This is a genomic window from Marinobacter sp. bablab_jr003 (assembly GCF_016464245.1).
In the GTDB taxonomy this organism is placed as follows: domain Bacteria; phylum Pseudomonadota; class Gammaproteobacteria; order Pseudomonadales; family Oleiphilaceae; genus Marinobacter; species Marinobacter vinifirmus.
The window spans coordinates 19,704-44,712 of record NZ_JADARC010000119.1 but is presented as its reverse complement, the minus strand read 5'-3'; the positions used below and the strand labels follow the sequence as shown (position 1 = coordinate 44,712).

Below are 25,009 nucleotides of genomic sequence, written 5' to 3'. Positions count from 1 at the left end.
TTATCGGAAGTGAATGTTATTGGTTTTGCCACCCCGGTCAGGTGGTCAGCAGTCTCATAAAGTTCTGGTAGTCTTCCCGGATGCCCGGATCGGTTTCCTGCAACTCGATTATCTTCTTGCAGGCGTGCAGCACCGTGGTGTGGTCCCGGCCGCCAAAGGCATCGCCAATTTCCGGCAAACTGTGGTTGGTCAGTTCCTTGGCCAGGGACATCGCCACCTGGCGGGGCCGGGTGACGGTACGGGTCCGGCGCTTGGACAACAGGTCCGATACCTTGATCTTGTAATACTCCGCCACGGTGCGCTGGATATTATCAATACTGACCTGCTTTTCATGCAGTGCCAGCAGGTCTTTCAGGCTTTCCCGGATAAACGGCGGGGTAATCTCAGAGCCAGTGAAGTGAGCATTCGCTATCACCAAACGCAGTGCGCCTTCAAGCTCCCGGACATTGGAGCGTATTTTCTGGGCAATGAAAAACGCCGCTTCGCTGCTCAGCTTCACATTGGCCTGCTCGGCCTTCTTCATCAGAATCGCGACCCGGGTTTCCAGCTCCGGCGGCTCGACCATCACCGTCAGGCCCCAGCCGAACCGGGATTTCAGCCGCTCTTCCATATCCACGATTTCTTTCGGGAAACGGTCACAGGTCACAATCACCTGCTGGCCACCCTCAAGCAGCGCATTAAAGGTGTGGAAAAACTCTTCCTGGGAACGCTCCTTGCGGGCGAAGAACTGTATATCGTCGATCAGCAAGGCATCGACCGAGCGGTAGTAGCGTTTGAATTCGTTGATGGCGTTCAGCTGCAGCGCCTTGACCATATCGGCCACAAACCGTTCCGAGCGCAGGTATGCCACCTTGGCCTTCGGGTTGCGACGGACAATCTCGTTACCGATGGCGTGCATCAGGTGGGTTTTACCCAGGCCTACGCCACCATAAAGGAACAACGGGTTATAGGCGCCACCGGGGTTCTCTGCCACCTGCATGGAGGCCGCGCGGGCCAGTTGGTTGGATTTACCTTCTACAAAGGTATCGAAGGTAAAGGTTTCGTTCAGGAAACTCTGGTGCTTGATATCACCCTCAACCTGCACCGGGCGCCGTTCGTTACCACCGGTCCTGCCGGCAGACGTGCTGCCTGGCGCCTGGCGCGGACTGGCCACCGTAGCCGCCACGCTTTTCTCTTCTTCAGTAACGGTCTCGCCGGTTTCATCAGCCAGGCGTTCCGGAACCGGCTCGGCCACCGAACGCACCACCGGCTCGCTCGCCTTGGGGGCAGACCCCACTTTCATCTGAACCCGGGGGGCCTGACCGCCTCCCAGCTCCTTTAATACTTCTTCTATACGGCGCAGGTATTTTTCATTCACCCAATCCATCACAAAACGGTTGGGGGCGAACAGCATCAACTGCCCTTCGCGCTGATCCGACTGGAGGGGCCTCAACCAGGTATTAAACTGCTGTGCGGGAAATTCATCCCGGAGTACTTCAAGACATTGATGCCACATACTGTTCGGCACGACCGCCTGCTCCCGACTACCTGACTGTTCTTACACCGGAAAGGGCTTTCCCGTTGCTCAAGGTGACCCCGGATTCTACCCCGAGCCGGGGTTCAGTAAAAGGCCGGCTGTGCAGGTCATGAACAGCCTGTGGAAACTTTTTATTTTCAGTTTCAAATTCTTACAAACCTATCTACAGCCTTGTGTACAGAAAACCCCTGAAAAAAAGTTATACACAGGGCTCTGTGTAAACCACCGCTTCAACCCTGTGTGCAACACCTTGACCGAACCATGGATAACTCGCTCCCTGATTCCGAACCGGACTTGTTCACAATTCGACAGGGTGTTCTCCACAGGGCTCAGAGCCACCTGTCACAAGCCTTATCATTATTCTATTTTTTTGTTTCTGTTGAGATTTTTAGGCTTTTCCACAGAAATCATGGTGCGTAATAACAGTAATAAATAATCTTTGAAAGAATTTAAAAAAGACTTATAGATTCTGTTAGTGAGCCTTGCGGGTTTTACCCATACGGAAAACTTGCTTTACCTGTCGCTCAAACATTGAACTTGTCTCAGGATTTGACTAGAATGCCGCTCCTGTTTTGGCTGTCTATTTTCCAGCCAGTTACCAATGTCCATTGACGATTTGTGAGATCATCACCATGAAAAGAACATTCCAGCCAAGCGTCCTGAAGCGCAAGCGTGTTCACGGTTTCCGTGCCCGTATGGCGACTGCGAACGGCCGTAAGGTAATTTCCCGTCGTCGTGCCAAAGGCCGCGCACGTCTGTCTGCGTAACTTTACGCTCGCCTCATGAAGGCTTTGACGTTTCCGAAGTCTCATCGACTGTTGAAACCTTCGGACTACAGCAAGGTCTTCGATGGCGTACAGCTGAAAGTTCCGCACAAGAATTTTCTGATCCTGGCTGCTCCCAATAATCTGGGTCACGCCAGGGTCGGACTGATTTTCTCGAAGAAAAACCTGAAACTGGCGGTCCAGAGAAACCGGATCAAACGCCAGGTACGGGAAACCTTCAGAAATCAGCAGGATTTACCCGCCCTGGACATTATTGTTCTTGGCAGACAAGGCCTTGCCCAGCTGGAAAATCCAGCGGTGCATTCCGCTTTGGACGATATCTGGCGCAGAGTGAAAAAGCAGTTCAACAAGCAACTCGAAAAAACGTACCGAAAATCAACGTCTGAGGGCTCAGACGCGACGTCCCGAGGTACAGATTGATGCGCCAATTACTGCTTTTACCCATCCGGTTCTACCAATATGCCATCTCTCCAATGATGGCGAGCCATTGCCGGCACTACCCTACCTGTTCACAATACGCTGTCGAAGCCATTCAGCATCATGGCGCTCTCAAAGGCAGTTACCTGGCAGGTGCGCGTCTACTCAGATGTCATCCCTGGGCCGAAGGCGGTTATGATCCTGTACCGGGAACCGGGCACGTTGCTCCAGAGCCAACCGGCAACCTGACTGAATCCACTCACACCACTACTCAGACCAGACCCTAAGTTTATGGATATTCAACGCATCGTTTTGTTTGCCGGTCTTGCGATTGTCAGTTACCTGATGGTGCTAGCCTGGAACGAAGATTATAACCAGCCGCAAACTACCCAGGTGGTAGAGGCTGAGTCCTCCGTTAACGGCAACGCAATGGCAGACGATATGGTGTTGCCGGAGTCCGGATCGACAGCATCAGGCAACGATGAATTCGCGACACCGGAAACCGGTAGCCTGTCGTCAACGTCTGCAGCTGCGGAAGGTTCAGTCAGCAACCGCTACATCACCGTAACCACCGACGTTTTCCAGCTGAAGATTGACCGCATTGGCGGCAACGTGGTGGAAAGTTCACTGCTCCAGTACGACGAATCCCTCAACAGCGAACAACCCCTGAAACTGTTGTCCAGCACCCAGACCCGTACCTACCTGCTGGAAAGCGGACTGATCGGCCGTGATGGTCCGGATGGCCGTAACGCCTCCCAGGCTCCGGTATTCAACGCTGAAAGCAGCGAGTTCGAATTATCTGAAGGCCAGGACGAACTCAACATCGACCTGACCTTCACCACCGATCAGGGCGTGGCTATCACCAAGCGTTACCAACTGGCCCGGGACAGCTACGAAATCGGTGTCCGTTACCTGATCAGCAACAACTCGGAATCCGACTGGCAGGGCAACTTTACCGGCAAAATCGTTCGTGACCAGGCTCCGGACCCCACTTCCCAGGCCAGCATGGGTATCAAGGCCTATCTGGGTATGGTGGTCAGTACGCCGGAAGACCCCTACGAAAAATACGACTTTGATGATCTATCCGAAAACCGCATCAACCAGTCTGTTACCAACGGCTGGCTGGCGTTTCTGCAGCACTACTTCCTGACCGCCTGGGTTCCTGACCGTGATCAGACAGCCCAGTTCCAGAGTACCCGTCGGGATCAGTTGCACGTGATGGGCTTTGTTTACCCCGCCACCACGGTGGCTGCCGGTGATACCGCGGAAATTGGCGCAACCGCCTACGTGGGCCCGAAGATCATTGATCGCCTGGAAGCCCTGGCACCCAACCTGGACCGCACCGTTGATTTCGGCTGGTTGTTCTTCATCTCCCTGCCGCTGTTCATCATCCTGGAATGGTTCTATGGCCTGGTGGGTAACTGGGGTGTGGCCATTATCCTGCTGACGGTTCTGGTAAAGGCGGTGTTCTTCCACCTGTCTGCCACCAGTTACAAGTCCATGGCCAAGATGCGTGCGGTCGCTCCGCAGCTGACCCGCCTGAAGGAACTCTATGGCGACGACCGCCAGCGCATGTCCCAGGAAATGATGGCCCTGTACAAGCGGGAAAAAATCAATCCGCTGGGTGGCTGTCTGCCGATCCTGGTTCAGATGCCGGTGTTCATTTCCCTGTACTGGGTACTGTTTGAAAGTGTGCAGCTGCGCCACGCGCCGTTCATGCTGTGGATCCAGGATCTGTCCCAGATGGACCCGTACTTCATCCTGCCGATCCTGATGGGTGCCAGTATGTTCATCCAGATGAGCCTGAACCCGACACCGCCGGATCCCATGCAGGCCAAGATCATGAAGCTGATGCCGCTGATCTTTACTGTGTTCTTCCTGTGGTTCCCGGCAGGCCTGGTACTGTACTGGCTGGTGAACAACATTCTTTCGATCTCCCAGCAGTGGTACATTACCCGCAAGATCGAAGCGGAAACTGCAGGCAAGAAGTACTGATTTAACAGTCCTTCTGACCTGACAAAGGCTCCCTTGGGGAGCCTTTGTTTTTTCTATCCCGGGAAAATGAAGATGCAGCCAGCTACAGACACCATCGCCGCCATTGCCACTGCTCCGGGCCAGGCCGGTGTAGGTATTGTTCGGGTGTCCGGCCCAAAAGCCATGACCATAGCCCGCGCCATGCTGGGCTTCGAGCCCAGACCCCGATATGCCCATTACGGTCCGTTCCGGGACCAACAGGGTGAACTGATCGATGAAGGCATCGGCCTGTACTTCCCCAATCCGAACTCCTTTACCGGCGAGGATGTATTCGAACTACAGGGCCACGGCGGTACCGTGATCCTGGATATCCTGTTGCGGGAAGTCTGCAGCCTGGGTGCCCGGCTGGCCCGCCCCGGTGAATTCTCCGAAAGAGCCTTCCTGAATGACAAGCTGGACCTGGCCCAGGCCGAAGCCATTGCCGATCTGATCGAAAGCAGCTCGGAACAGGCCGCCCGATGCGCCGTCCGTTCCATGCAGGGGGTATTCTCCAAGCGTGTGGATAACCTGGTGGAGGCTATCACCCATCTGCGCATTTACGTGGAAGCGGCCATCGATTTTCCGGAAGAGGAGATCGACTTCCTTGCGGATGGCAAGGTGGCAACCGACCTTCAGAACCTGCTGGAACAGGTAGAGCAGATCCTGGGCGAAGCCCAGCAAGGCACTATTTTGCGGGACGGCATGAAAGTAGTGATTGCGGGCCGACCCAATGCCGGAAAATCCAGCCTGCTCAATGCCCTGGCGGGCCGGGAAGCGGCGATTGTGACCGCTATCGAAGGCACTACCCGGGATGTGTTGCGGGAACATATCCACATTGATGGCATGCCGCTGCATATCATCGACACGGCCGGCCTGCGGGACAGCCCGGATGAAGTGGAACGCATCGGCATTGCCCGGGCCTGGGAAGAAATCCGCCAGGCCGACCGCATCCTGCTGATGGTGGATGCCACCACCACCGGCAAAACCGAACCCCATGAAATCTGGCCGGACTTTATCGACCAGCTGCCCGCCAGCGCACCGGTCACCGTCATTCGCAACAAGGTGGATTTGTCCGGTGAAGCTGTGGGTATCACCGCAGAGCCGCATCAAACCGCACCGGTTATCCGGCTTGCCGCCAAGGCTGCGGAAGGCCTGGAAGTACTTCGGGACCACCTGAAAGAGTGCATCGGCTTTGCCAGCACCACCGAAGGCGGCTTCCTGGCCCGGCGCCGGCACCTGGATGCGCTCGAACGGGCACGGGATTCCTTGCTCCAGGGCCAGTCCCAGCTTGAAGGCTATGGTGCGGGGGAACTACTGGCGGAAGACCTGCGGGCAGCCCAGGATGCCCTGGGGGAAATCACCGGGCATCTGACGCCGGACGAGCTTTTGGGTAAGATTTTCAGCAGCTTCTGCATCGGAAAATAGGAACAACCATGAAAAACAACTCCCTGAACACCATTGGCATATTCACTCTGTTCGCGGCGCTGGTGCTGACCGGCTGCAGCACCGTGTACTACAACACCATGGAAAAGCTCGGGTTTGAGAAGCGCGATATCCTGGTCGACCGGGTCGAGAATGCCCGGGATGCCCAGACAGATGCCCAGGAAACCTTCCGCTCGTCGCTGGAACGGTTCCAGAGTGTGGTGGCCATTCCCGACACTGAACTGAAGGCGAAGTACGAAGAAATCCGCGATGCCTATGAAGACAGCGAAGGTGCTGCCGAGAAAGTCCGGGACCGGATCGACAGCGTCGAGGATGTGGCGGGTGCCCTGTTTGCGGAGTGGGAAGACGAGCTGGACCTGTACGAAAGCGCATCCCTGCGCCGCAGCAGCGCGCAGCAACTTCAGGAAACCCGCAATCAGTACGGGCAGCTGATTAACCGGATGCACCAGGCGGAATCCCGCATGGATCCGGTGCTTCAGGCGTTTGAAGACCAGGTGTTGTACCTCAAGCACAACCTGAATGCCCAGGCCATCGGTGCGCTGGAAACGGAGCTGGGTAAAATCCGCAGTGATGTCGACAGCCTGATCCGCAACATGGAAGCCTCCATTGCCGAATCCGAAGCCTTTATCCGCCGCTTCCGGGATCAGTAACCCCGGCGGAAAAGTGGCGACGGCGTAATTGTTCCAGTTTTTGGCACAAATTGTTCCAGTTAACTTGCTGTAATTCTCAATTGATAACAAATATCATTCGCTCCTGAAATTCATTGCTTAATTTTTGGGAGCGACACATGGTGTTCAGGTCTTCATTGCTGGCGACCTCGGTTGCGGTAATCTCTGCCGGTTATTCACTGCAGGCCACTGCGCAGCCGGTGCAAATGGACGAGCTGGTGGTCTCCGCCGCCGGTTTTGAGCAGAAGGTTACCGATGCACCGGCGAGCATCAGTGTGATCAATCAGCAAAGCCTGCAGCAGAGTCAGTTTTCCAACCTGGGGGAAGCACTCGAAACGGTAGAGGGCGTGGATGTCCGCCAGAGCACCGGCAAAACCGGCGGCCTGAACGTCAGTATCCGGGGCCTGCCCAGTGAATACACCCTGATCCTTATTGATGGCCGTCGCCAGAACCCACCGGGTGACGTTACCCCGAACGGATTCGGCGACACCTCCACCAGTTTCATTCCGCCCCTTTCCGCCATTGAGCGTATCGAAGTCATTCGTGGCCCCATGTCTACTCTCTATGGTTCTGATGCCATCGGCGGTGTGGTCAACATCATCACCAAGAAAGTCTCGGATGAGTGGACCGGCTCGGTCACCCTGGAGCATACCTTCCAGGAAAACCGGGACTACGGTGATACCGGCAAGACCAGTTTCTACACCAGCGGTCCGTTGATCGAGAACGTATTGGGGCTGGCCGTGCGAGGCAGCGTGCTTGACCGGGAAGCAGCCGACCTGGACTTTGAAGACGGTAGCGAGGCACCCAAGCGCGGCGTTGCACCGGTGGATGGCCGCAATCATACCCTGGGTGCCCGCCTGACCCTGGTGCCGGCCGCCGGCCACGAGTTCTATCTGGATGCGGAGCAGGGCCGTCAGGTTTACAACAACGAGTCCTGTCAGCTTGGTACGCTGGATGGCCGGGACCGCAGTTGTGGAGACGACCCTGGTGTGGCGAACGGCTATTCCGATGAACTGCGTTTCAACCGGGATCAGGTGGCGCTGGGTCACTCAAGCCAGCTCGGCTTTGGCACCTGGAGCAATGACCTGACCTACAATGTGACCGAAACCGAAGGCCGGACCCTGCCGGGGATTATCGGTGCTGCCTACGACGCCCCCTACCAGAACCTGGTGGGAGGGGCCGAGCGGGAACTGGAATCCAAAGACACCGTCTTTGACACCAAGCTGGTCGCTCCGCTAACCGATAACCATATCGCCACCTTCGGGGCCCAGTACCGGGACACCGAATTGACCGACGGCATTGCCGACACGACCTTTGAGCAGAATTCCTGGGCGGTTTTTGCCGAAGACGAGTGGTATCTGAGAGACGACCTGGCGCTGACGCTGGGCGGTCGCTACGAAGACCACGATGCCTTCTCCGGCCACTTTACGCCACGAGCCTACCTGGTGTGGAACAGCGCACCGTCCTGGACCTTCAAGGGCGGGGTCAGTCAGGGGTATCGTACGCCGGACATCAACGATCTCCACGATGGCATCAACGGTGTCACAGGACAGGGTGAAGATATCACCATCGGTACTCCGGACCTGGAGCCGGAGAAGAGCACCAACTACGAAGCCGGCGCCTACTTTGACAACCTTGAGGGCTTCAAGGCCAATGCCACCGTGTTTTTCACACGCTTTGAAGACAAGATTGATGATGGCTCAGAAGTGACCATCAGCGGTGATCCCCGGATTCCCGATGGCACCTACGATCAGCTGGATAACATTGGCAAGGCGGAAACCCGGGGTATCGAGCTGGCCTCCAGCTGGCAGTTTGCCCCAGACTGGAGCCTTCGCGGCAACTACACCTACACCGATTCCGAGCAGAAAAGCGGCGAGAACAAGGGTGAAAAGCTGACCAACACACCGGAGCATGTGCTGCACGCCCGGCTTAACTGGCAGGCAACAGCCAAACTGGGGCTGTGGCTGTCTGGTGAATACCGGGGCGAGCGCACCCGCTACCTGAAAACCCGGGAAAACCTGAGTACGGAAGAGCTGGCCATTGACCAACAGGTCGGAGAGCTGAGCGATTATGCGCTGTTCCATCTGGGTGGCTCTTACCAGGCCAGCGACAAGGTTCGACTGACGGCGACCATTTACAACCTGTTTGACAAGGATTTCCTCGAGGGCAGCAATTACAGCTATATCAACGCGGACGGTGACCAGGTAACCGACTGGGCATCCGATTACATCTACGTGTTCCGAGGCATGGCCAGCGGGGGGACGGTGGAAGAGGGCCGCCGCCTGTGGCTTTCCGCCACTGTGGATTTCTAAGTTATCCACAGCTTCTGTTAATAAAATCCGACAACGTAGAAAGGGGAAGCCAGGTGCTTCCCCTTTTTGTGGAACCGGGATTCCAAGGCCCCGGATCCGGAAGAAAAAAGTCCCGGGAAAACCCGGGACCGGAAGTTACCGGGGTTACCCGGTAAAGGCCATGTTCTCGGTTTCAATCTGCATCAGGCTGCGGGTCGGGCTGAGCATGCTGGTGGCATGGGTCTGGGCCCGGGGCAGCAAGCGCTCGTAGTAGAACTCGGCGGTGTTGAGCTTGGTCTGGTAGAAGGATTCAGACTCTTCACCGCCATTATCCAGTTTATCCACAGCCACGGCGGACTGGCGCAGCCACATGTAGGCCATGCTCACGTAGCCGCTGTACATCAGGAAGTCGTAGGCTGCTGCACTGACCACATCCCGGTCTTTGCGGGCCGCCAGCATCACCCGTACCGTCAGCACGTTCCACTGGGCGGTGAGTTTCAGCAGCTCCACCGCCATCGGGCGCAGGCGCTTGTCGGTCAGGTGCTTGCGGGCAAAGTTGGCCACCTTGAAGGTGAACTCGCGCACCGCGCCGCCCTGGGTCATCAGCAACACCTTACGGCCCAGCAGGTCCAGGGCCTGGATACCGGTGGTGCCTTCGTACAGGGTGGCAATGCGGGTATCGCGGGCGATCTGTTCCATACCGTGTTCACGGATGTAACCGTGGCCACCGAACACCTGCATCCCCAGGTTGGCCGCTTCACAACCCAGTTCGGTCAGGAAGCCTTTCAGGATCGGGGTCAGGAAGCCGAGTTTGTCGTCATACCTCTCGGCTTTTTCAGTATCACCTGCGGTATGGGCTTCCACCATGTGGTCGGCTACCCGGGCCGCGTAATAGAGCATGGCCCGGCCACCTTCGGCGATGGCTTTCTGGGTCAGCAGCATGCGCCGAACATCGGCGTGGTGAATCAGGCTGTCGGCCACCTGGTCCGGCTCTTTCTTGCCAGACAGCGCGCGCATGGAGCGGCGTTCTTTGGCATAGTCCAGAGCCCACTGGTAAGACAGCTCAGCCGGCCCCACACCCTGAATGGCGGTACCAATCCGGGCGGTGTTCATAAAGGTGAACATGCACTCCAGGCCCTGGTTTTCCGGGCCGATCAGGTAACCGGTGGCGTCGTCAAAGTTCATTACGCAAGTAGCGGACGCCTTGATACCCATTTTCTTTTCCAGGCTGCCGCAGCTTACGCCGTTGCGCTCGCCGACACCGCCATCGGCGGCCGGCATGAACTTGGGCACAATGAACAGGCTGATGCCCTTGGTGCCTTTCGGGGCATCCGGCAGGCGGGCCAGGACAATGTGCACAATGTTCTCGGTCAGGTCATGCTCGCCGGAGGAGATAAAGATCTTGGTGCCGGTCAGTTTGTAGCTGCCATCGGCCTGGGGTTCAGCCCTGGTTTTCACCTGGCCCAGGTCGGTGCCGCACTGGGGCTCGGTCAGGCACATAGTGCCGCCCCAGCGGCCTTCGGTGAGAGGCACCAGGTAGGTTTGTTTCTGCTCGTCCGTACCGTGCAGGAAGATGGTGTTCATGGCACCCAGCGACAACCCCGGGTACATGGAGAACGACCAGTTGGCCGTGCCCATCATTTCCTGCTTGAACAGGCCCATGGAAGCGGGCAGGCCCTGGCCACCAAACTCTTCGGGGGCAGACAAGCCCTGCCAGCCACCCATCACATACTGCTGGTAGGCTTCTTTGTAGCCCTTGGGGGTGATTACTTCGCCATTTTCCAGCTTGCAGCCTTCTTCGTCGCCGCTCTGGTACAGGGGGCTCAGCACTTCTTCACAGAAGCGGCCACACTCGGTAAGGATTGCATCTACAATGTCCGGAGTGGCGTTTTCGCCGGAGGCCAGGCCCTGGTAATGGGTCGGGTAGTCGAATACATCATTCAGCAGAAATTTCATGTCCCGCAGGGGCGCTTTATACACAGGCATAGCCGGTCCTCGTTTAATCTCAGTCCGATTCGTGCGGGCCCGAAAGCCCGGATGAGTGCAGTTTTACGGCATTCCCGTGGGGCTGCCATTGACGGAAAGCGCCTGAATGGCTGTCAGAATGGACAATTGGCTGAAATGACGCAGTGGCGATTTTCTGATCGGAAACGGTAAGCAGGCCGTAGATCTCTGCACTGTCAGGCTGTTCTGGCGTTAACCCGGAGTGTAAAAGTCATGCAAAATTCCCGGATGCGACCCAAGGCCAGTGGTCTGGGGCCGTTGAGTCTTATATTGTTGATGTCTCTGGTGCTGGCAGGCTGTGCCGGGCCCGCACTGGATGATTACCAGAGCACCGGGCCAGACCTGGTGCCAAGTCAGTTCTTTACCGGCGAACTTTCTGCCCGGGGTGTGGTCAAGGACTTCTCCGGCGAGGTCATCCGCACCTTCGATGCGGATATCGTGGCCAGCTGGGACGACAACGGGGTGGGCACCCTGGATGAAGTGTTCCGTTTCGATGATGGCGAAGAGCAGACCCGGGTCTGGACCCTGACGCCATCGGAGCAGGGCTACCACGCCGAGGCTGGCGATGTCGTTGAACCGGGCACCATGCGCTGGCAGGGCAATGCCATCCACATGAACTATGTTCTGCGGGTGTCATACGGCGATGGCACGATTGATGTCAGAATGGACGACTGGATGTATCTGGTTACCCCCGATACCCTGATCAACCAGACCACCATGAGCAAGTGGGGTGTGGACGTCGGGGAAGTGGTACTGGTGATCCAGAAAAAAGGCGCGGGGCCGGCTCCGCAATCCTGATAACAGAATACGGACAGGTAACAGATACCCATGTGGAAGCAATGGCTGGTGGCGCTTGTGTTGGTCGGAGTTGTGGTGGCAGGTGCCGGCGTGTATCTGAGCCTGGAAGACCCGGCTGATGCGGAAGCCGAAGACGAACCCACGGCATCCACGGTAAATATCTCGGCACCGGAAATGCGCAGGGTGCGGGATGAGGTATCGGCCGTTGCCAACCTGAATGCCATGGATGCGGTGGCCCTGACCACCGAAGTCAGCGGTCGGGTAGTGGAACTCAACCTGCAAACCGGGCGCAAGGTGCAGCAAGGTGATGTACTGGTGCGGCTGGATGATCGCCAGGCGACAGCCGACCTGGCCGTAATTGAAGCCCAGCTGGCAGACGCCCGCCGGCAATATGACCGGGCCCGCAGCCTGCGGGCCAACAACAGCGTATCCCAGTCCCAGGTGGATGAGCTGAGAACTGCGGTGGATGTTGCCATTGCCCAGCGCGAAGCAGCCCGGGTCCGGCTTCAGAACCACCGGATTGAAGCGCCGTTCTCCGGCGTGGTCGGGCTGTCGGACATCAGTGTGGGCGCCTACCTGCAAGCCGGCACTGTGATTACCACCCTGGATTCCACGGATCAGCTGGAACTGAACTTTGCAGTGCCCGAGCGGTTCGTCGGCCAGGTTCAGCTGGGCCAGCCGGTGCGCGCCACCTCTCCGGCATTCCCCGATGAAATCTTTGAAGGCGAGCTGGTGGAGCTGGCTACCCGCATCAGCGAGCTGAGCCGCACCCTGGCGGTGCGGGCCCTGATTGATAACCCCGATGGCCGCTTGCGACCGGGCCAGTTTATGTCCGCCTCTTTGACCCTGCAGGAACGGGAAGGCCTGGTGGTACCGGAGCAGGCGGTGATGCTGCGGGGCGACCAGAAATACGTATTCGTGGCCGAAGATGGCCAGGCCCGCCGGGTTTCGGTAAAAACCGGCAGCCGCCTGCCCGGATGGGTGGAAGTCACCGATGGCCTGACCATGGAGGATGCGGTGATTATTACCGGCCAGGACCGGCTGAGTTCCGGCAACCGGGTTCGGGTGATCGAGTCAGATCGTGCCATTCCGGAGAACCGGTTCGACTCTGTGCAGGGGTCCTGAGCCATGGTGCTGTCAGACGTCTCCATCAAGCGCCCGGTCTTCGCCACGGTTCTGAGCCTGCTGATTGTTGTGTTCGGGCTGGCCGCCCTGATGGGCCTGCCGGTTCGGGAATATCCGGACATTGATCCGCCGGTGGTCTCCGTAGCTACCGACTACACCGGTGCCGCCGCCGAAGTGGTGGATACCCAGATTACCCAGGTGATCGAAGGTGCCATCAGCGGCATTGAAGGCATTCGTTCTATTGAGTCCTCCACCGAGCAGGGTGAATCCCGCACCACCATCGAGTTCAACACGTCCCGCGATATCGACATTGCTGCCAACGATGTGCGTGATGCGGTCTCCCGGGTGTTGAACCAGATGCCGGACGAAGCCGATCCGCCGGTGGTTAGCAAGGCCGATTCCGATGCCCGGCCGATGATGTGGATAACTCTGACCAGCGAAGTCTGGGATGCCGCCGAACTGAGTGATTTTGCCGACAGAGTGCTGAGCGACCGGTTGTCGGTGCTGGACGGCGTGGCTGATGTGCGCATCGGTGGCGAACGCCGCTATGCCATCCGGGTCTGGCTTGACCGGGAACGGCTGGCGGCCCGCAATATCACCGTGTCGGAAGTCGAGCAGGCCCTGCGGGCCAACAACGTGGAATTACCCGCCGGCTCGGTGGATTCCTCCACCCGCAACTTTACCGTGCGGGCCGAGGGCCGGTTATCCACAGTGGAAGAATTCCGCAACCTGGTCGTACGCCGGGATGGCAACGACCTGCTGCGACTGGGTGAAGTAGCCAACGTGCAGATGGGTGTGGAATCGGATATCGGCCGCCTGCGGGCTGCCGGCCGCACGGCCATTGGCATGGGGGTTATCCGCCAGTCCAAGGCCAATACCGTTGCGGTGTCTGACGGCGTGCGGGCCGAGCTGGACAAGATCCGTGAAACCCTGCCACCGGAAGTGTCGATCAGCGAAAGCTACGACGAATCCATCTTTATCCGTGCCTCCATCAAGGAAGTGCTGGTGACTCTGGCGATCTCGGTATCGCTGGTCATCCTGGTGATTTTCCTGTTCCTGCGGTCCTGGCGCGCCACGCTGATTCCGGCGGTCACCATTCCGGTGGCGGTAATCGGTGCCTTTATCGGCCTGGGCTTCCTGGGCTTTTCCATCAACGTACTGACCCTGCTGGCGGTAATCCTGGCTATCGGCCTGGTGGTGGATGACGCCATCGTGATGCTGGAGAACATCCAGCGCCGGATTGATGAAGGCGAGCCACCGTTGCTGGCGGCCTATCGTGGTGCCAAACAGGTTGCCTTTGCGGTCATTGCCACCACCCTGACGCTGGTGGCGGTGTTTGTGCCCATCTCGTTTATGGGCGGTAACGTGGGCCGGTTGTTTGCCGAGTTCGGGTTTACCCTGGCGGCGGCGGTGATCTTCTCCAGCCTGGTGGCGCTCACCCTGGCCCCGATGCTGTGTTCCAAGTGGCTGCGCCACAGTCCGGAATCGGCGGAAGGCCACCGGCTCTGGGCCTTCAGCGAAAAGGTTCTCAATGGGCTGAGCAACGGCTACAAGCGCCTGCTGGAGTTTTCCCTGAACCAGCCCGGCCTGTTGCTGGGCCTGGGGATTGCCGGGCTGATCGTGGCAGCGGTGATTTATCCCCGCTTGCCGCAGGAACTGGCGCCCATTGAAGATCGTGGCGTAATCATCATGCCCACCAGTGCGCCCCGGGGCTCCACCGTCGAATATACTGACCACTTCGTGCAGCAGGCCGAGCAGCGGTTGCTGACCTACCTGGAGGAGGGCACCGCCGAGCGGTTACTTTCCATTGTCGGTTTCCGGGATGAAGAAGACAGCGCCTTCATGATCATGGGGTTGGTGCCCTGGGAGCAGCGGAATATCAAGCAACAGCAGGTGACTACGGATATCCGTGACAAGCTGTCGGATATATCCGGTGCCCGCATCAACGTCATCAACCCGCCAGGCCTTGGCCAGCGGGGCTTCAGCCAGCCGGTGGAATTTGTGATTGCCGGCCCGGACTACGAATCGGTCCAGGCCTGGAGTGAAGAGATCATGGAGCGGGCCAGGGAAAACCCGAACCTGCTGAATGTGGATACCGATTTCGAACTTACCCGCCCGGAACTCCGGGTGAACATCGACCGCGACAGGGCGGCCGACCTGGATATTACCGTGCAGGATGTCGGGCTCACCCTGCAGACCATGCTGGCGTCCCGACAGGTGACCACCTACCTGGACCGGGGCCAGGAGTACGATGTGATTATCCAGGCCGAGGATGCCAATCGCGCCACCCCGGATGACCTGGAGCAGATTTTCCTGCGGCCGAGGGCAGGGGGGGAGCTGATCCCACTGAAAGCCCTGGTGTCGGTGGAGGAAATCGGCGCTAACCCGGATCTGCGCCGGATCGACCGCCTGCCGGCGGTAGTGATCAGCGCTTCCCTGGCCGATGGCTACGATCTGGGTACGGCCCTGAATTACCTGAATAACCTGGCTGTGGATAACTTGCCGCCGGAAGCCCGGCTGAGTTACAAGGGCTTGTCTCGGGAATTCGAGGATTCCTCGGCGGCCATCTTTATCACCTTTGCCCTGGCCTTTGTGATTGTGTTCCTGGTGCTGGCGGCCCAGTTTGAAAGCTGGATTCACCCGATGATCATCATGCTGTCGGTGCCCCTGGCGGTTACTGGTGCGCTGATTGCCCTGGCCTGGTCCGGCATCAGCCTGAACATCTACAGCCAGATCGGGATCATCATGTTGCTGGGGTTGATGGCCAAGAACGGTATCCTGATCGTGGAATTCGCCAACCAGCTGCGGGACAAAGGTTACAGTGTGCGGGATGCCATTCTGGAAGGCGCCACGCTTCGCTTCCGCCCGGTACTGATGACCACCATCTCCACTGTGTTTGGTGCAGTACCCCTGGTGATTGCCACCGGGGCCGGTGCCGAAAGCCGCGCGGCGATCGGTATGGTGATTCTGGGCGGGCTGATCTTCGCCACCACCCTGACCCTGTTTATTATCCCGGTGCTGTATAACCTGCTGGCCCGGTTCGCCAAGTCTGCCAACGCGGTGGAAAAAGAGCTGGACCGGCTGGCGGCCGGCCCGTCCGGGGGCTCCGGCCTGGCAAGCAGCCCGGCAAAGAAGGCCGATGAGTTCTGATGCCTGTGCACAGCCAGTTCCGGTTGCTGGGCCAGCGGCGGTTTCTGCCGTTCTACCTGACCCAGTTTTCCGGTGCCTTTAACGACAACCTGTACAAGAATGCCCTGCTGTTGCTGATCACCTATCAGGCGGGTGGCCTGATGGGCTTGTCGATCAATGTGGTGGTCAATATTGCCGCCTTCCTGTTTATCCTGCCGTTTTTCCTGTTCTCCGGCATTGCCGGCCAGATGGCCGACCGCTATGAAAAGGCCTGGATTATCCGCCGGGTCAAGGCGGCGGAAATCGGCATCATGTCCCTGGCGGCGCTGGCTTTGTGGTTTGGCTGGTACGAACTGCTGCTGGTGTTGTTGTTCCTGATGGGCGCGCAGTCCACGTTCTTCGGGCCGGTGAAATACTCCATCCTGCCCCGGGTGCTGGCAAACGACGAACTGGTGGGTGGCAACGGCCTGGTCAGCATGGGGACCTTCGTGGCCATTCTTCTGGGCACCATTGCCGCCGGTGTTATCGCCGGTGCCGAGCAGGCAGCACGTATTACTGCTGTGGCCGTGCTGGTGATGGCGGTGCTGGGCTACCTGGCGGCGCGCAAGGTACCGGATACCCGGGATGAAGCACCGGAAGTGATGGTGCGTTTCCGGCCCTTGCTGGAAACCTGGCGGCTGATGGCCGTGGCCCGGGAACGCCCCAAAGTGTTGGGGGCGATCCTCGCCATTTCCTGGTTCTGGTTCCTTGGCGCGGCGTACCTTACCCAGTTTCCCAACTTTGCCAAAACCTGGCTGGCGGGTGACGAAACCGTGGTCACCTTGCTGCTGGCCATGTTCATTGTGGGTATCTCCGCAGGCTCCATGCTGTGCGAACGGCTGACCAAGCATCGAATAACCCTGGCGCCGGTACCCTGGGGCGCCCTGGGCCTGACCTTGCTGGGCATTGACCTGTTCTTTGCGGTACCGGCCAACCCGGAACCGTCCACCTGGCTCAGCCTGATGACGGAACCTGTGTATATCCGGGTGTTGCTGGACCTGGTGGGTATTGGCATCTGCGGTGGCCTGTTCATTGTGCCGCTGTATGCGTTTATCCAGTATGAAACCCCGGATCACAAGCGGGCCCGCATTATTGCTGCCCTGAATGTGATCAATTCCCTGTTCATGGTGGCCAGTGCCATTGCCGGTATCCTGGTGCTCGGGGTCTTTGACCTGGGAATCCCGACCTTTTTCCTGATTTTATCCCTGGTGAATGCGCTGGTGTGGGTAAGTGTGCTGGGGCTCCGGCGCAGTGCCGCCCAATCTGTGGATAATTAATGGGAAAAGCTACGGATAACCGTTGGATCGTTTTTTATAAATGCAATAATAACAGTAAGTTATAGTCGTAAAGCCGGGTCTGAAAAGCCTTTGTAAATGTGGATAACTTTCTTGAAAACTTTTCTGAACTGCCGGCTACAAGCTTCTGAAAAACCGATAGTTTCGGTTTTTACCTAGATTAAAACCGGTCGCCGAACCCGGGTTGTACCCGGTTCCCCCACCTGGCGGCTTTCGGATACCCGAAGTTCTGGTTAAAATTTGCACATTCTGACTGTAATTTCCCGGGCGAGGCGTTATACTCGCCGCCCTGTTTTTTTCCCCGATTTCCGAGGTGTAGTGTGGAGTTTCCGACCCGTTTCGATGTCATTGTCATTGGTGGTGGCCATGCCGGCACTGAAGCTGCGTTGGCGGCTGCGCGCATGGGCTCGCAAACCCTGCTGCTGACCCACAACATTGAGACCCTGGGGCAGATGTCCTGCAACCCGGCCATCGGTGGCATCGGCAAGAGCCACCTGGTGAAGGAAATCGACGCCCTCGGCGGTGCCATGGCCCGGGCGACAGACCAGGCCGGTATCCAGTTCCGGGTACTCAACAGCCGCAAGGGCCCGGCCGTACGCGCCACCCGCGCCCAGGCTGACCGGATTCTGTACAAGGCAGCCATTCGCCACATGCTGGAAAACCAGCCCAACCTGACCCTGTTCCAGCAGGCCGCGGACGACCTGGTTGTGGAAAACGACCAGGTAGTAGGCGTGGTCACCCAGACCGGCATCCGCTTCAACGCCAAGACCGTTGTGCTGACCACCGGAACCTTCCTCGGCGGAGTTATCCACATCGGTATGCAGAACCACGCGGGTGGCCGTGCCGGTGATGCGCCGGCCAATGCCCTGGCCAGGCGCCTGCGGGAACTGCCGTTCAACGTCGGCCGCCTGAAAACCGGTACACCGCCGCGTATCGACGCCCGCACCGTGGATTTCTCCGCGATGCAGCAGCAGTGGGGTGACGACCCGACCCCGGTGATGTCGTTTATCGGCAGCCGTGACGAGCATCCGGAGCAGATCTGCTGCTACGTGACCCGCACCACCGAAGAAACCCACGACATCATCCGCAGCGGTTTTGACCGCTCGCCCATGTTCGCCGGTAACATCGAAGGCGTGGGCCCGCGCTATTGCCCGTCCATCGAGGACAAGGTCAACCGCTTTGCCGATAAAGACTCGCACCAGATTTTTGTGGAGCCGGAAGGCCTGACCACCAACGAGTTGTACCCGAACGGCATTTCCACCAGCCTGCCGTTTGATATCCAGCTCAAGGCCGTGCGTTCCATTCCCGGTTTCGAGAATGCCCACATCCTGCGCCCGGGCTACGCCATCGAGTATGACTACCTGAACCCGCAGGACCTGCGCCATACCCTGGAAACCAAGTTTATCCAGGGCCTGTATTTTGCCGGCCAGATCAACGGCACCACCGGTTATGAAGAAGCCGGCGCCCAGGGCTTGCTGGCGGGTATCAACGCTTCGCTGCGGGCTCAGGACAAAGACGAGTGGTACCCGCGCCGGGACGAAGCCTATCTGGGCGTGCTGGTGGACGACCTGATCACTATGGGCACCCAGGAGCCGTACCGCATGTTCACCAGCCGCGCCGAATACCGGCTGATCCTGCGGGAAGACAACGCCGACCTGCGCCTGACCGAAACCGGCCGCAAGCTGGGCCTGGTGGATGACGAGCGCTGGCAGAAATTCAGCGACAAGTGCGAAGGCATAACCAAAGAGCGCAGCCGCCTGGAAAGCACCCGCATCCACCCGAACACCGAAGCGGGCGAGCGTGCCAACGGCTACCTGAAACAGCCGATGACCCGGGACCAGTCCCTGGCTGAGCTGCTGCGCCGGCCGGAAATTGTCTACGACCACATCGCCGAGATCAGTGCCGAGCGGGCTGAAGACCCCAATGTAGCCGATCAGGTGGAAATCGAGATCAAATACGAAGGCTACATCTCCCGTCAGGCGGACGAGATCGAGCGCCTGCGCAAGAACGAGAACACCGCGCTGCCGCTGGATCTGGATTACGACGTGATCGGTGGCCTGTCCAACGAGATCAAACAGAAGCTCAAGGATGTGCGCCCGGAAACCGTGGCCCAGGCCTCCCGCATCCAGGGAGTGACCCCGGCGGCAGTCAGCCAGATCCTGGTACACCTGAAAAAGCGTGACCTGTTGAAAAAGCAGAGCGCCTGAGATGAGTTATCCACAGCTATGGCAAAGCCAGCTGCAGGATGGCCTGGCGCAAATGGGTGTTGCCCTCAGTGACAGCCAGCAGGCTCAGTTGCTGGCGTTCCTGGCCCTGCTGAACAAGTGGAACAAGGCCTACAACCTGACCGCGGTCAGGGATGAACAGGTCATGGTGTCGCGCCAGTTGCTCGACAGCCTCAGCATCATGCCCTGGGTAACCACCGACCACCTGCTGGACGTAGGCGCCGGCGGCGGCCTGCCCGGCATTCCCCTGGCCATCGTATTTCCGGACAAGTGCTTTACCCTGCTCGACAGCAATGGCAAGAAAACCCGGTTCCTCAACCAGTGTGTGCTGGAACTGGGCCTGGCCAACGTTGACGTCATCCACGGCCGGGCCGAAGATTGCCAGCCGGAACAACCTTTCAGCCAGATCAGCAGCCGCGCCTTTACCGCGCTGGAGAACCTGGTTAGCTGGTGTGGCAGCTTGCTGGCGAATGACGGCCAGTTCCTTGCCATGAAAGGTCTGTATCCGGATGATGAAGTGGCTGCCCTTCCGGAAGGCTGGCAGGTAGAATCCAGCCATTCCCTGAAGGTACCCGGAGCAGACGGCGAACGGCATTTGCTGATCGTCACCCGGGCCGACCAATCCCGGTAACCCGAAACAGCAGGAGGCAAGGCATGGCGCGCGTGATTGCAGTGACCAATCAGAAAGGCGGTGTGGGCAAAACCACCACCTGCGTGAACCTTGCTGCCTCACTGGCTGCTACCAGGCGCCGGGTGCTTTTGGTAGACATGGACCCCCAGGGCAACGCCACCATGGGTAGCGGTGTGGATAAAAACGCCCTGGAACTGTCGGGTTACGATGTGCTGACCAAGCGTGCCAGCCCGGCAGAAGTCATCGTGAAAACCGACGCCTCGGGCTTTGACCTGCTGCCTGCCAATGGCGACCTGACGGCCGCCGAAGTGGAACTGATGAACGAAATCGGCCGGGAGCACCGGCTGCGGCTGGCGCTGAACAGCGTCCGGGAAAATTACGACTACATCCTGATCGACTGCCCGCCGTCGCTGAACCTGCTGACCGTAAACTCCCTGTCGGCGGCGGACTCCGTACTGATTCCGATGCAGTGTGAATACTACGCGCTGGAAGGCCTGGCGGCACTCATGAACACGGTCGAACAGATCAAGGAAACGGTCAATCCGAACCTGGAGATCGAAGGCATCCTGCGTACCATGTACGACCCCCGCAACAGCCTGACCCTGGATGTTTCCGGCCAGCTCAGTGAATACTTCGGCGAGAAGGTGTACCGGGCGGTGATTCCCCGCAACGTGCGCCTGGCCGAAGCCCCCAGCTACGGTATGCCGGCACTTGCCTACGACAAGACCTCGAAGGGTGCGGTGGCCTATCTGGCCCTGGCGGGCGAGATGGTGCGCCGGCACGGTTCAAAAAAGACATCCGCCGCCGTTGCGGTGTAACATAGTTTGCCGTCGGGCAACCATGCACCAACTTTTTCAACAGGAAGAATGACAAACACCATGGCGGCGAAAAAACGAGGCTTGGGCGAACGAGGTTTGGGAGCGCTGTTACAGGGCTCGAAGGTTAACCTGAACCAGCAAGTGGCCGAACACGATGGCGAACTGCGGGAGATCCCCGTAGACCTCATCCAGCGTGGCCGTTACCAGCCGCGCCGGGATATGGACCCCGCCGCCCTGCAGGAACTGGCAGATTCCATTCGCCAGCAGGGTGTGATGCAACCGGTGGTGGTGCGCCCGGTTTCCGAAGGCCGCTATGAACTGATTGCCGGTGAGCGCCGCTGGCGCGCGACCCAGATTGCCGAGCTCGACAGCATTCCCGCCATCATTCGTGATGTGCCGGATGAAGCCGCCATCGCCATGGCGCTTATCGAGAACATCCAGCGCGAAAACCTGAACCCGATCGAAGAAGCCTTTGCCCTCCAGCGCCTGCAGGAAGAGTTTGGCCTGACCCAGGCCCAGGTGGCAGAGGCTGTGGGTAAATCCCGCACCACCATTACCAACCTGTTGCGGCTGATCGGCCTGACCGAAGATGTGCGCACCATGCTCGAGCATGGTGACCTGGAAATGGGCCATGGCCGCGCGATGCTGACCTTACCCCCTGAACAGCAGATGCAGGTGGCCCGCCAGGTGGTGGCCAAGTCGCTTTCCGTGCGCCAGACCGAAGCCCTGGTGCGCCGCATCCAGCAGGAAAAGCCCGCAACGGAAGATTCCGGCAGCAAGGCGCTGGACCCGAACATCCGGGCCCTGCAGGATGACCTTTCCGACCGGCTCGGTGCCCGGGTGTCCATTGCCCACGGCAAGCGGGGCAAGGGTAAAGTGGTGATCGAATACAGTTCGCTGGATGAGCTGGACGGTATTCTGGGCCATATCCGCTGAGCGCCCGGAAATTCCTGAAAATCATCCTAAAGTATCCATTCAGGCCAGAAACACCACATCTGGGTGCAGCCGAAGCCTGATAACACAACCTGTGTAAAAGCAGGCCTTTTCATCTTGAAATCTGGTTAAATTTTCGCCATTTTTTCCGTCGGGTTATGTTGAACAGCTACCGGTTAACACATATAATTCCGCGCGCTTGGAATGACAGCTGGTGATATGAGCCGTTCAATGAAAGCCATCACGTACGTGCCGCTGAAACAGTGGCTGACCATAGAGATGGCCTCTCTCACCGTTCTGAGCCTTTTGTGGTTGCTGGAAAGTCGTTTGGCCGGTTATTCCGCGTTTATCGGCGGTCTTATTTTTGTCATACCAAACGCTTACTTTGCTCACCGGACGTACCGGTACCAGGGCGCAAGGCAGATGCACCTGGCAGTCAGCAACATTTTCAGGGCAGAGAGCATCAAACTCGCCCTTACCGCAGTGTTTTTTGCGGCCGTTTTCACTTTAATGGAGCCAGTACATGTACCGGCTCTGTTATTCACTTTTGCTGTGATGGTTGTGTTGGGTACGGCATTGCGCTGGCTCATCCGGCCGCGACCACAGCGATGACTGGACGAGAGCAGTATGGCAGCTGATACCCCAGTAGAGTATATAAAACACCACCTCACCAACCTTACCTATGGCAAGCTTCCGGAAGGCTATGAGCGCGCAGACGGCAGTGTTGTGCAGGAGGCCACCTGGACCTTCGCACGCACCGGCCAGGAAGCCGCAGACATGGGCTTCATGGCGCTCCACGTCGATACCCTCGGCTGGTCTATCGCCATGGGTATCCTGTTCCTGGGTCTGTTCCGCTTTGTGGCCAACCGGGTCACCGACGGCGCACCGAGCGGACTGCAGAACCTGGTCGAAATGACCTTTGAATTCGTTCAGGGTATCGTGCGCGATGTTTTCCACGGCAAGAACCCGTTGATTGCCCCGCTGGCACTGACGATTTTTGTCTGGATCCTGCTGATGAACATCCTGAAGCTGATCCCGATCGACTATATTCCGTCTATCGCCCATGCGATGGGTCTTGAGTACTTCAAGATTGTGCCGACCACCGATCCCAATGGTACTTTCGGTATCTCCATCGGTGTGTTCCTGCTGATCCTGTTCTACAGTTTCAAGGTGAAAGGCGTAGGTGGCTTTACCAAAGAACTGGCCTTTAACCCGTTCAATCACTGGATCATGGTTCCGTTCAACCTGTTGCTGGAAATCCTGGCGCTGATCATCAAGCCGATCAGCCTGGCACTGCGTCTGTTCGGTAACATGTACGCCGGCGAAGTTGTCTTTATCCTGATTGCGTTGTTGCCGCTGTGGGTCCAGTGGACACTGAACGTTCCCTGGGCGATCTTCCACATCCTGGTGATCCCGCTTCAGGCCTTTATTTTTACTGTGCTTACTGTGGTTTACCTCAGCGCAGCACACGAAGATCACTGATAAACCCTTAAATACACAAACCCTTAACTATCTGAAAAACTGAGGAGTCTTCAATGGAAATGGTATTTATCGCAGCTGCGTTGATCATCGGTCTGGGTGCCCTGGGCGCTGGTATCGGTTTTGGTCTGCTGGGCGGCAAACTGCTCGAGTCCACTGCGCGTCAGCCGGAAATGGCTAACCAGCTGCAAACCAAGGCATTCATCATGGCTGGTCTGCTTGATGCGGTTCCCATGATCGGTGTTGGTATCGCGATGTACCTGATCTTCGTTGTTGCTGGTTAATCAGCCGAGAATTGAGGGTGGCAGTGCCCGGCACTGCCACCGCATTCCGGACACCAGGACGCAACGAATAGCAAGAGGTATATTGCCGTGAATATAAACCTTACGTTGATAGGGCAATCGATTGCCTTCGCTATTTTCGTCTGGTTCTGCGTCAAGTATGTATGGCCGCCGATTACGGCTGCCATGGAAGCGCGCCAGAAGAAAATTGCAGACGGCCTCTCTGCCGCAGATCGGGCTTCCCTCGATCTGGAACTTGCGCAGGAAAAAGCCGCTAAAGAACTGCAGAAGGCGAAAGAAGAAGCTGCAGCCCTTATTGACCAGGCCAACAAGCGTGCCGCCCAGATCGTCGAAGCCTCCAAGGACGACGCTCGCAAAGAAGGCGACAAGCTTATTGAGCAGGCAAGGGCGGAAATTCAACAGGAGCGTGTTCAGGCTCGCGACGCACTGCGTGCAGAAGTGGCCACTCTGGCCATTGCCGGTGCCGAGAAGATTCTGGAAACCTCTGTAGACGCCAAAGCTCACAGCGAGATGCTGGACAAGCTGGCCGCAGAACTCTAAAAGAGGGTCATCATGGCAGAACTTACAACGTTAGCCCGACCCTACGCGAAAGCCGTTTTTAAAGCCGCGCAGGACCAGAATGCCGTTGATCAGTGGGATCAGGCTCTGGCTTTCGCAGCTATGGTTGCGGCTGACCAAGAGGTAAAGAACATCCTGGCCAACCCCGGCCTGTCTGAGCAACGCAAGGCGGAACTCTTCGCTGACTGTTTTGAAGAGCCGCTGCCTGAAGCACTCAGAAACTTCCTGTTGATTCTTGCTGAAAACAAGCGTCTGGCCCTGTTGCCGGAGATTTCTGCTTTGTTCCGTTTGTACCGTGCAGACCTCGAGAAGTCTGTGCACCTGACAATCGATACCGCATTCGAATTGTCTGCAGACGAACAGCAGAAACTGATCGACGCATTGTCCAAAAAGCTGGAGCGCAAGGTTGAGCTTGAAACCGCAGTTGATCAGAATCTGATCGGCGGCGTGGTAGTACGTACAGGCGACCTGGTTATCGACGCTTCAGTTCGTGGCAAGCTGGCCAGAATGGCCAAGGCTCTGGGCTCCTGATTTCAGCAC

At 58.1% G+C, this 25,009-nt stretch carries 22 protein-coding genes; 20 read left to right on the top strand and 2 right to left on the bottom strand.

Features of this window, described 5'->3' with window-relative positions; genetic code table 11:
* Nucleotides 1-37: 37 nt before the first annotated feature.
* Nucleotides 38-1,507 carry a chromosomal replication initiator protein DnaA gene (gene dnaA, locus H3Z84_RS12495; RefSeq protein WP_199457678.1) on the bottom strand — a complete coding sequence of 490 codons (1,470 nt, stop codon included), beginning with the start codon at nt 1,505-1,507 and terminating at the stop codon, nt 38-40.
* A 641-nt stretch (nt 1,508-2,148) separates the two neighbouring features.
* On the opposite strand from dnaA, the gene rpmH reads away from it, so the two are divergent.
* The 7 genes from rpmH to H3Z84_RS12460 all read left to right on the top strand — a co-directional run bounded on the left by rpmH (nt 2,149) and on the right by H3Z84_RS12460 (nt 9,154).
* Nucleotides 2,149-2,283, top strand: a complete 135-nt coding sequence (gene rpmH / locus H3Z84_RS12490) for a 50S ribosomal protein L34 (RefSeq protein ID WP_008172542.1) — start codon at nt 2,149-2,151, stop codon at nt 2,281-2,283.
* 15 nt (nt 2,284-2,298) lie between these two features.
* The gene (gene rnpA, locus H3Z84_RS12485) at nt 2,299-2,721 is read left to right on the top strand and encodes a ribonuclease P protein component (RefSeq protein WP_199457677.1); all 423 of its coding nucleotides are present in this window, start codon (nt 2,299-2,301) and stop codon (nt 2,719-2,721) included.
* The gene (yidD, locus tag H3Z84_RS12480; protein WP_082641126.1) at nt 2,721-3,005 is read left to right on the top strand and encodes a membrane protein insertion efficiency factor YidD; all 285 of its coding nucleotides are present in this window, start codon (nt 2,721-2,723) and stop codon (nt 3,003-3,005) included. The genes rnpA and yidD overlap by 1 nt, the downstream gene beginning before the upstream one ends.
* 4 nt (nt 3,006-3,009) lie before the next feature.
* Nucleotides 3,010-4,713, top strand: a complete 1,704-nt coding sequence (yidC, locus tag H3Z84_RS12475; protein ID WP_199457676.1) for a membrane protein insertase YidC — start codon at nt 3,010-3,012, stop codon at nt 4,711-4,713.
* Between the two features lie 72 nt (nt 4,714-4,785).
* The gene (gene mnmE, locus H3Z84_RS12470) at nt 4,786-6,156 is read left to right on the top strand and encodes a tRNA uridine-5-carboxymethylaminomethyl(34) synthesis GTPase MnmE (protein ID WP_199457675.1); all 1,371 of its coding nucleotides are present in this window, start codon (nt 4,786-4,788) and stop codon (nt 6,154-6,156) included.
* Nucleotides 6,157-6,164: 8 nt separating this feature from the next.
* Entirely contained in the window at nt 6,165-6,824 is a 660-nt protein-coding gene (locus H3Z84_RS12465) for a DUF2959 domain-containing protein (RefSeq protein WP_199457674.1), read from the top strand.
* A 137-nt stretch (nt 6,825-6,961) separates the two neighbouring features.
* Complete coding sequence (locus tag H3Z84_RS12460) at nt 6,962-9,154, top strand: TonB-dependent receptor domain-containing protein (protein WP_199457673.1); 2,193 nt, start codon at nt 6,962-6,964, stop codon at nt 9,152-9,154.
* Between the two features lie 144 nt (nt 9,155-9,298).
* Here the strand turns inward: H3Z84_RS12460 and H3Z84_RS12455 are convergent, their stop codons facing one another.
* Nucleotides 9,299-11,119 (bottom strand): acyl-CoA dehydrogenase C-terminal domain-containing protein, encoded by a 1,821-nt coding sequence (locus H3Z84_RS12455; protein WP_199457672.1) that lies wholly within the window; start codon nt 11,117-11,119, stop codon nt 9,299-9,301.
* Nucleotides 11,120-11,365: 246 nt separating this feature from the next.
* Between H3Z84_RS12455 and H3Z84_RS12450 the strand changes: the two genes are divergently transcribed.
* The 13 genes from H3Z84_RS12450 (at nt 11,366) to H3Z84_RS12390 (ending at nt 25,000) form a co-directional block, all read left to right on the top strand.
* Nucleotides 11,366-11,935: a DUF3833 domain-containing protein gene (locus H3Z84_RS12450; protein ID WP_036220016.1), complete on the top strand. Its 570-nt coding sequence runs from the start codon at nt 11,366-11,368 to the stop codon at nt 11,933-11,935.
* A 30-nt stretch (nt 11,936-11,965) separates the two neighbouring features.
* Nucleotides 11,966-13,060, top strand: coding sequence for an efflux RND transporter periplasmic adaptor subunit (locus H3Z84_RS12445; RefSeq protein WP_199457671.1), 1,095 nt, complete (start codon nt 11,966-11,968; stop codon nt 13,058-13,060).
* Between the two features lie 3 nt (nt 13,061-13,063).
* A complete protein-coding gene (locus H3Z84_RS12440; protein ID WP_199457670.1) occupies nt 13,064-16,210 on the top strand; it encodes an efflux RND transporter permease subunit in 3,147 nt (1,048 codons plus the stop codon).
* Nucleotides 16,210-17,505 (top strand): MFS transporter, encoded by a 1,296-nt coding sequence (locus tag H3Z84_RS12435; protein WP_199457669.1) that lies wholly within the window; start codon nt 16,210-16,212, stop codon nt 17,503-17,505. Before H3Z84_RS12440 ends, H3Z84_RS12435 begins: the two co-directional genes overlap by 1 nt.
* 338 nt (nt 17,506-17,843) lie before the next feature.
* Nucleotides 17,844-19,730, top strand: coding sequence for a tRNA uridine-5-carboxymethylaminomethyl(34) synthesis enzyme MnmG (gene mnmG / locus H3Z84_RS12430; RefSeq protein WP_199457668.1), 1,887 nt, complete (start codon nt 17,844-17,846; stop codon nt 19,728-19,730).
* 1 nt (nt 19,731) lies between these two features.
* Nucleotides 19,732-20,379: a 16S rRNA (guanine(527)-N(7))-methyltransferase RsmG gene (rsmG, locus tag H3Z84_RS12425; protein WP_199457667.1), complete on the top strand. Its 648-nt coding sequence runs from the start codon at nt 19,732-19,734 to the stop codon at nt 20,377-20,379.
* A 23-nt stretch (nt 20,380-20,402) separates the two neighbouring features.
* Entirely contained in the window at nt 20,403-21,197 is a 795-nt protein-coding gene (locus tag H3Z84_RS12420; protein WP_058342165.1) for a ParA family protein, read from the top strand.
* A gap of 60 nt (nt 21,198-21,257) precedes the next feature.
* Nucleotides 21,258-22,133 (top strand): ParB/RepB/Spo0J family partition protein, encoded by an 876-nt coding sequence (locus H3Z84_RS12415; RefSeq protein ID WP_199457666.1) that lies wholly within the window; start codon nt 21,258-21,260, stop codon nt 22,131-22,133.
* 228 nt (nt 22,134-22,361) lie between these two features.
* Nucleotides 22,362-22,742 carry an ATP synthase subunit I gene (locus tag H3Z84_RS12410; RefSeq protein WP_228285843.1) on the top strand — a complete coding sequence of 127 codons (381 nt, stop codon included), beginning with the start codon at nt 22,362-22,364 and terminating at the stop codon, nt 22,740-22,742.
* Between the two features lie 15 nt (nt 22,743-22,757).
* Nucleotides 22,758-23,612 (top strand): F0F1 ATP synthase subunit A, encoded by an 855-nt coding sequence (gene atpB, locus H3Z84_RS12405; RefSeq protein WP_199457664.1) that lies wholly within the window; start codon nt 22,758-22,760, stop codon nt 23,610-23,612.
* A gap of 53 nt (nt 23,613-23,665) precedes the next feature.
* Nucleotides 23,666-23,893: a F0F1 ATP synthase subunit C gene (gene atpE, locus H3Z84_RS12400; RefSeq protein ID WP_014423137.1), complete on the top strand. Its 228-nt coding sequence runs from the start codon at nt 23,666-23,668 to the stop codon at nt 23,891-23,893.
* An 87-nt stretch (nt 23,894-23,980) separates the two neighbouring features.
* Complete coding sequence (locus tag H3Z84_RS12395; RefSeq protein WP_058342163.1) at nt 23,981-24,451, top strand: F0F1 ATP synthase subunit B; 471 nt, start codon at nt 23,981-23,983, stop codon at nt 24,449-24,451.
* A gap of 12 nt (nt 24,452-24,463) precedes the next feature.
* Nucleotides 24,464-25,000, top strand: coding sequence for a F0F1 ATP synthase subunit delta (locus H3Z84_RS12390; RefSeq protein ID WP_058342162.1), 537 nt, complete (start codon nt 24,464-24,466; stop codon nt 24,998-25,000).
* Nucleotides 25,001-25,009 lie beyond the last annotated feature (9 nt).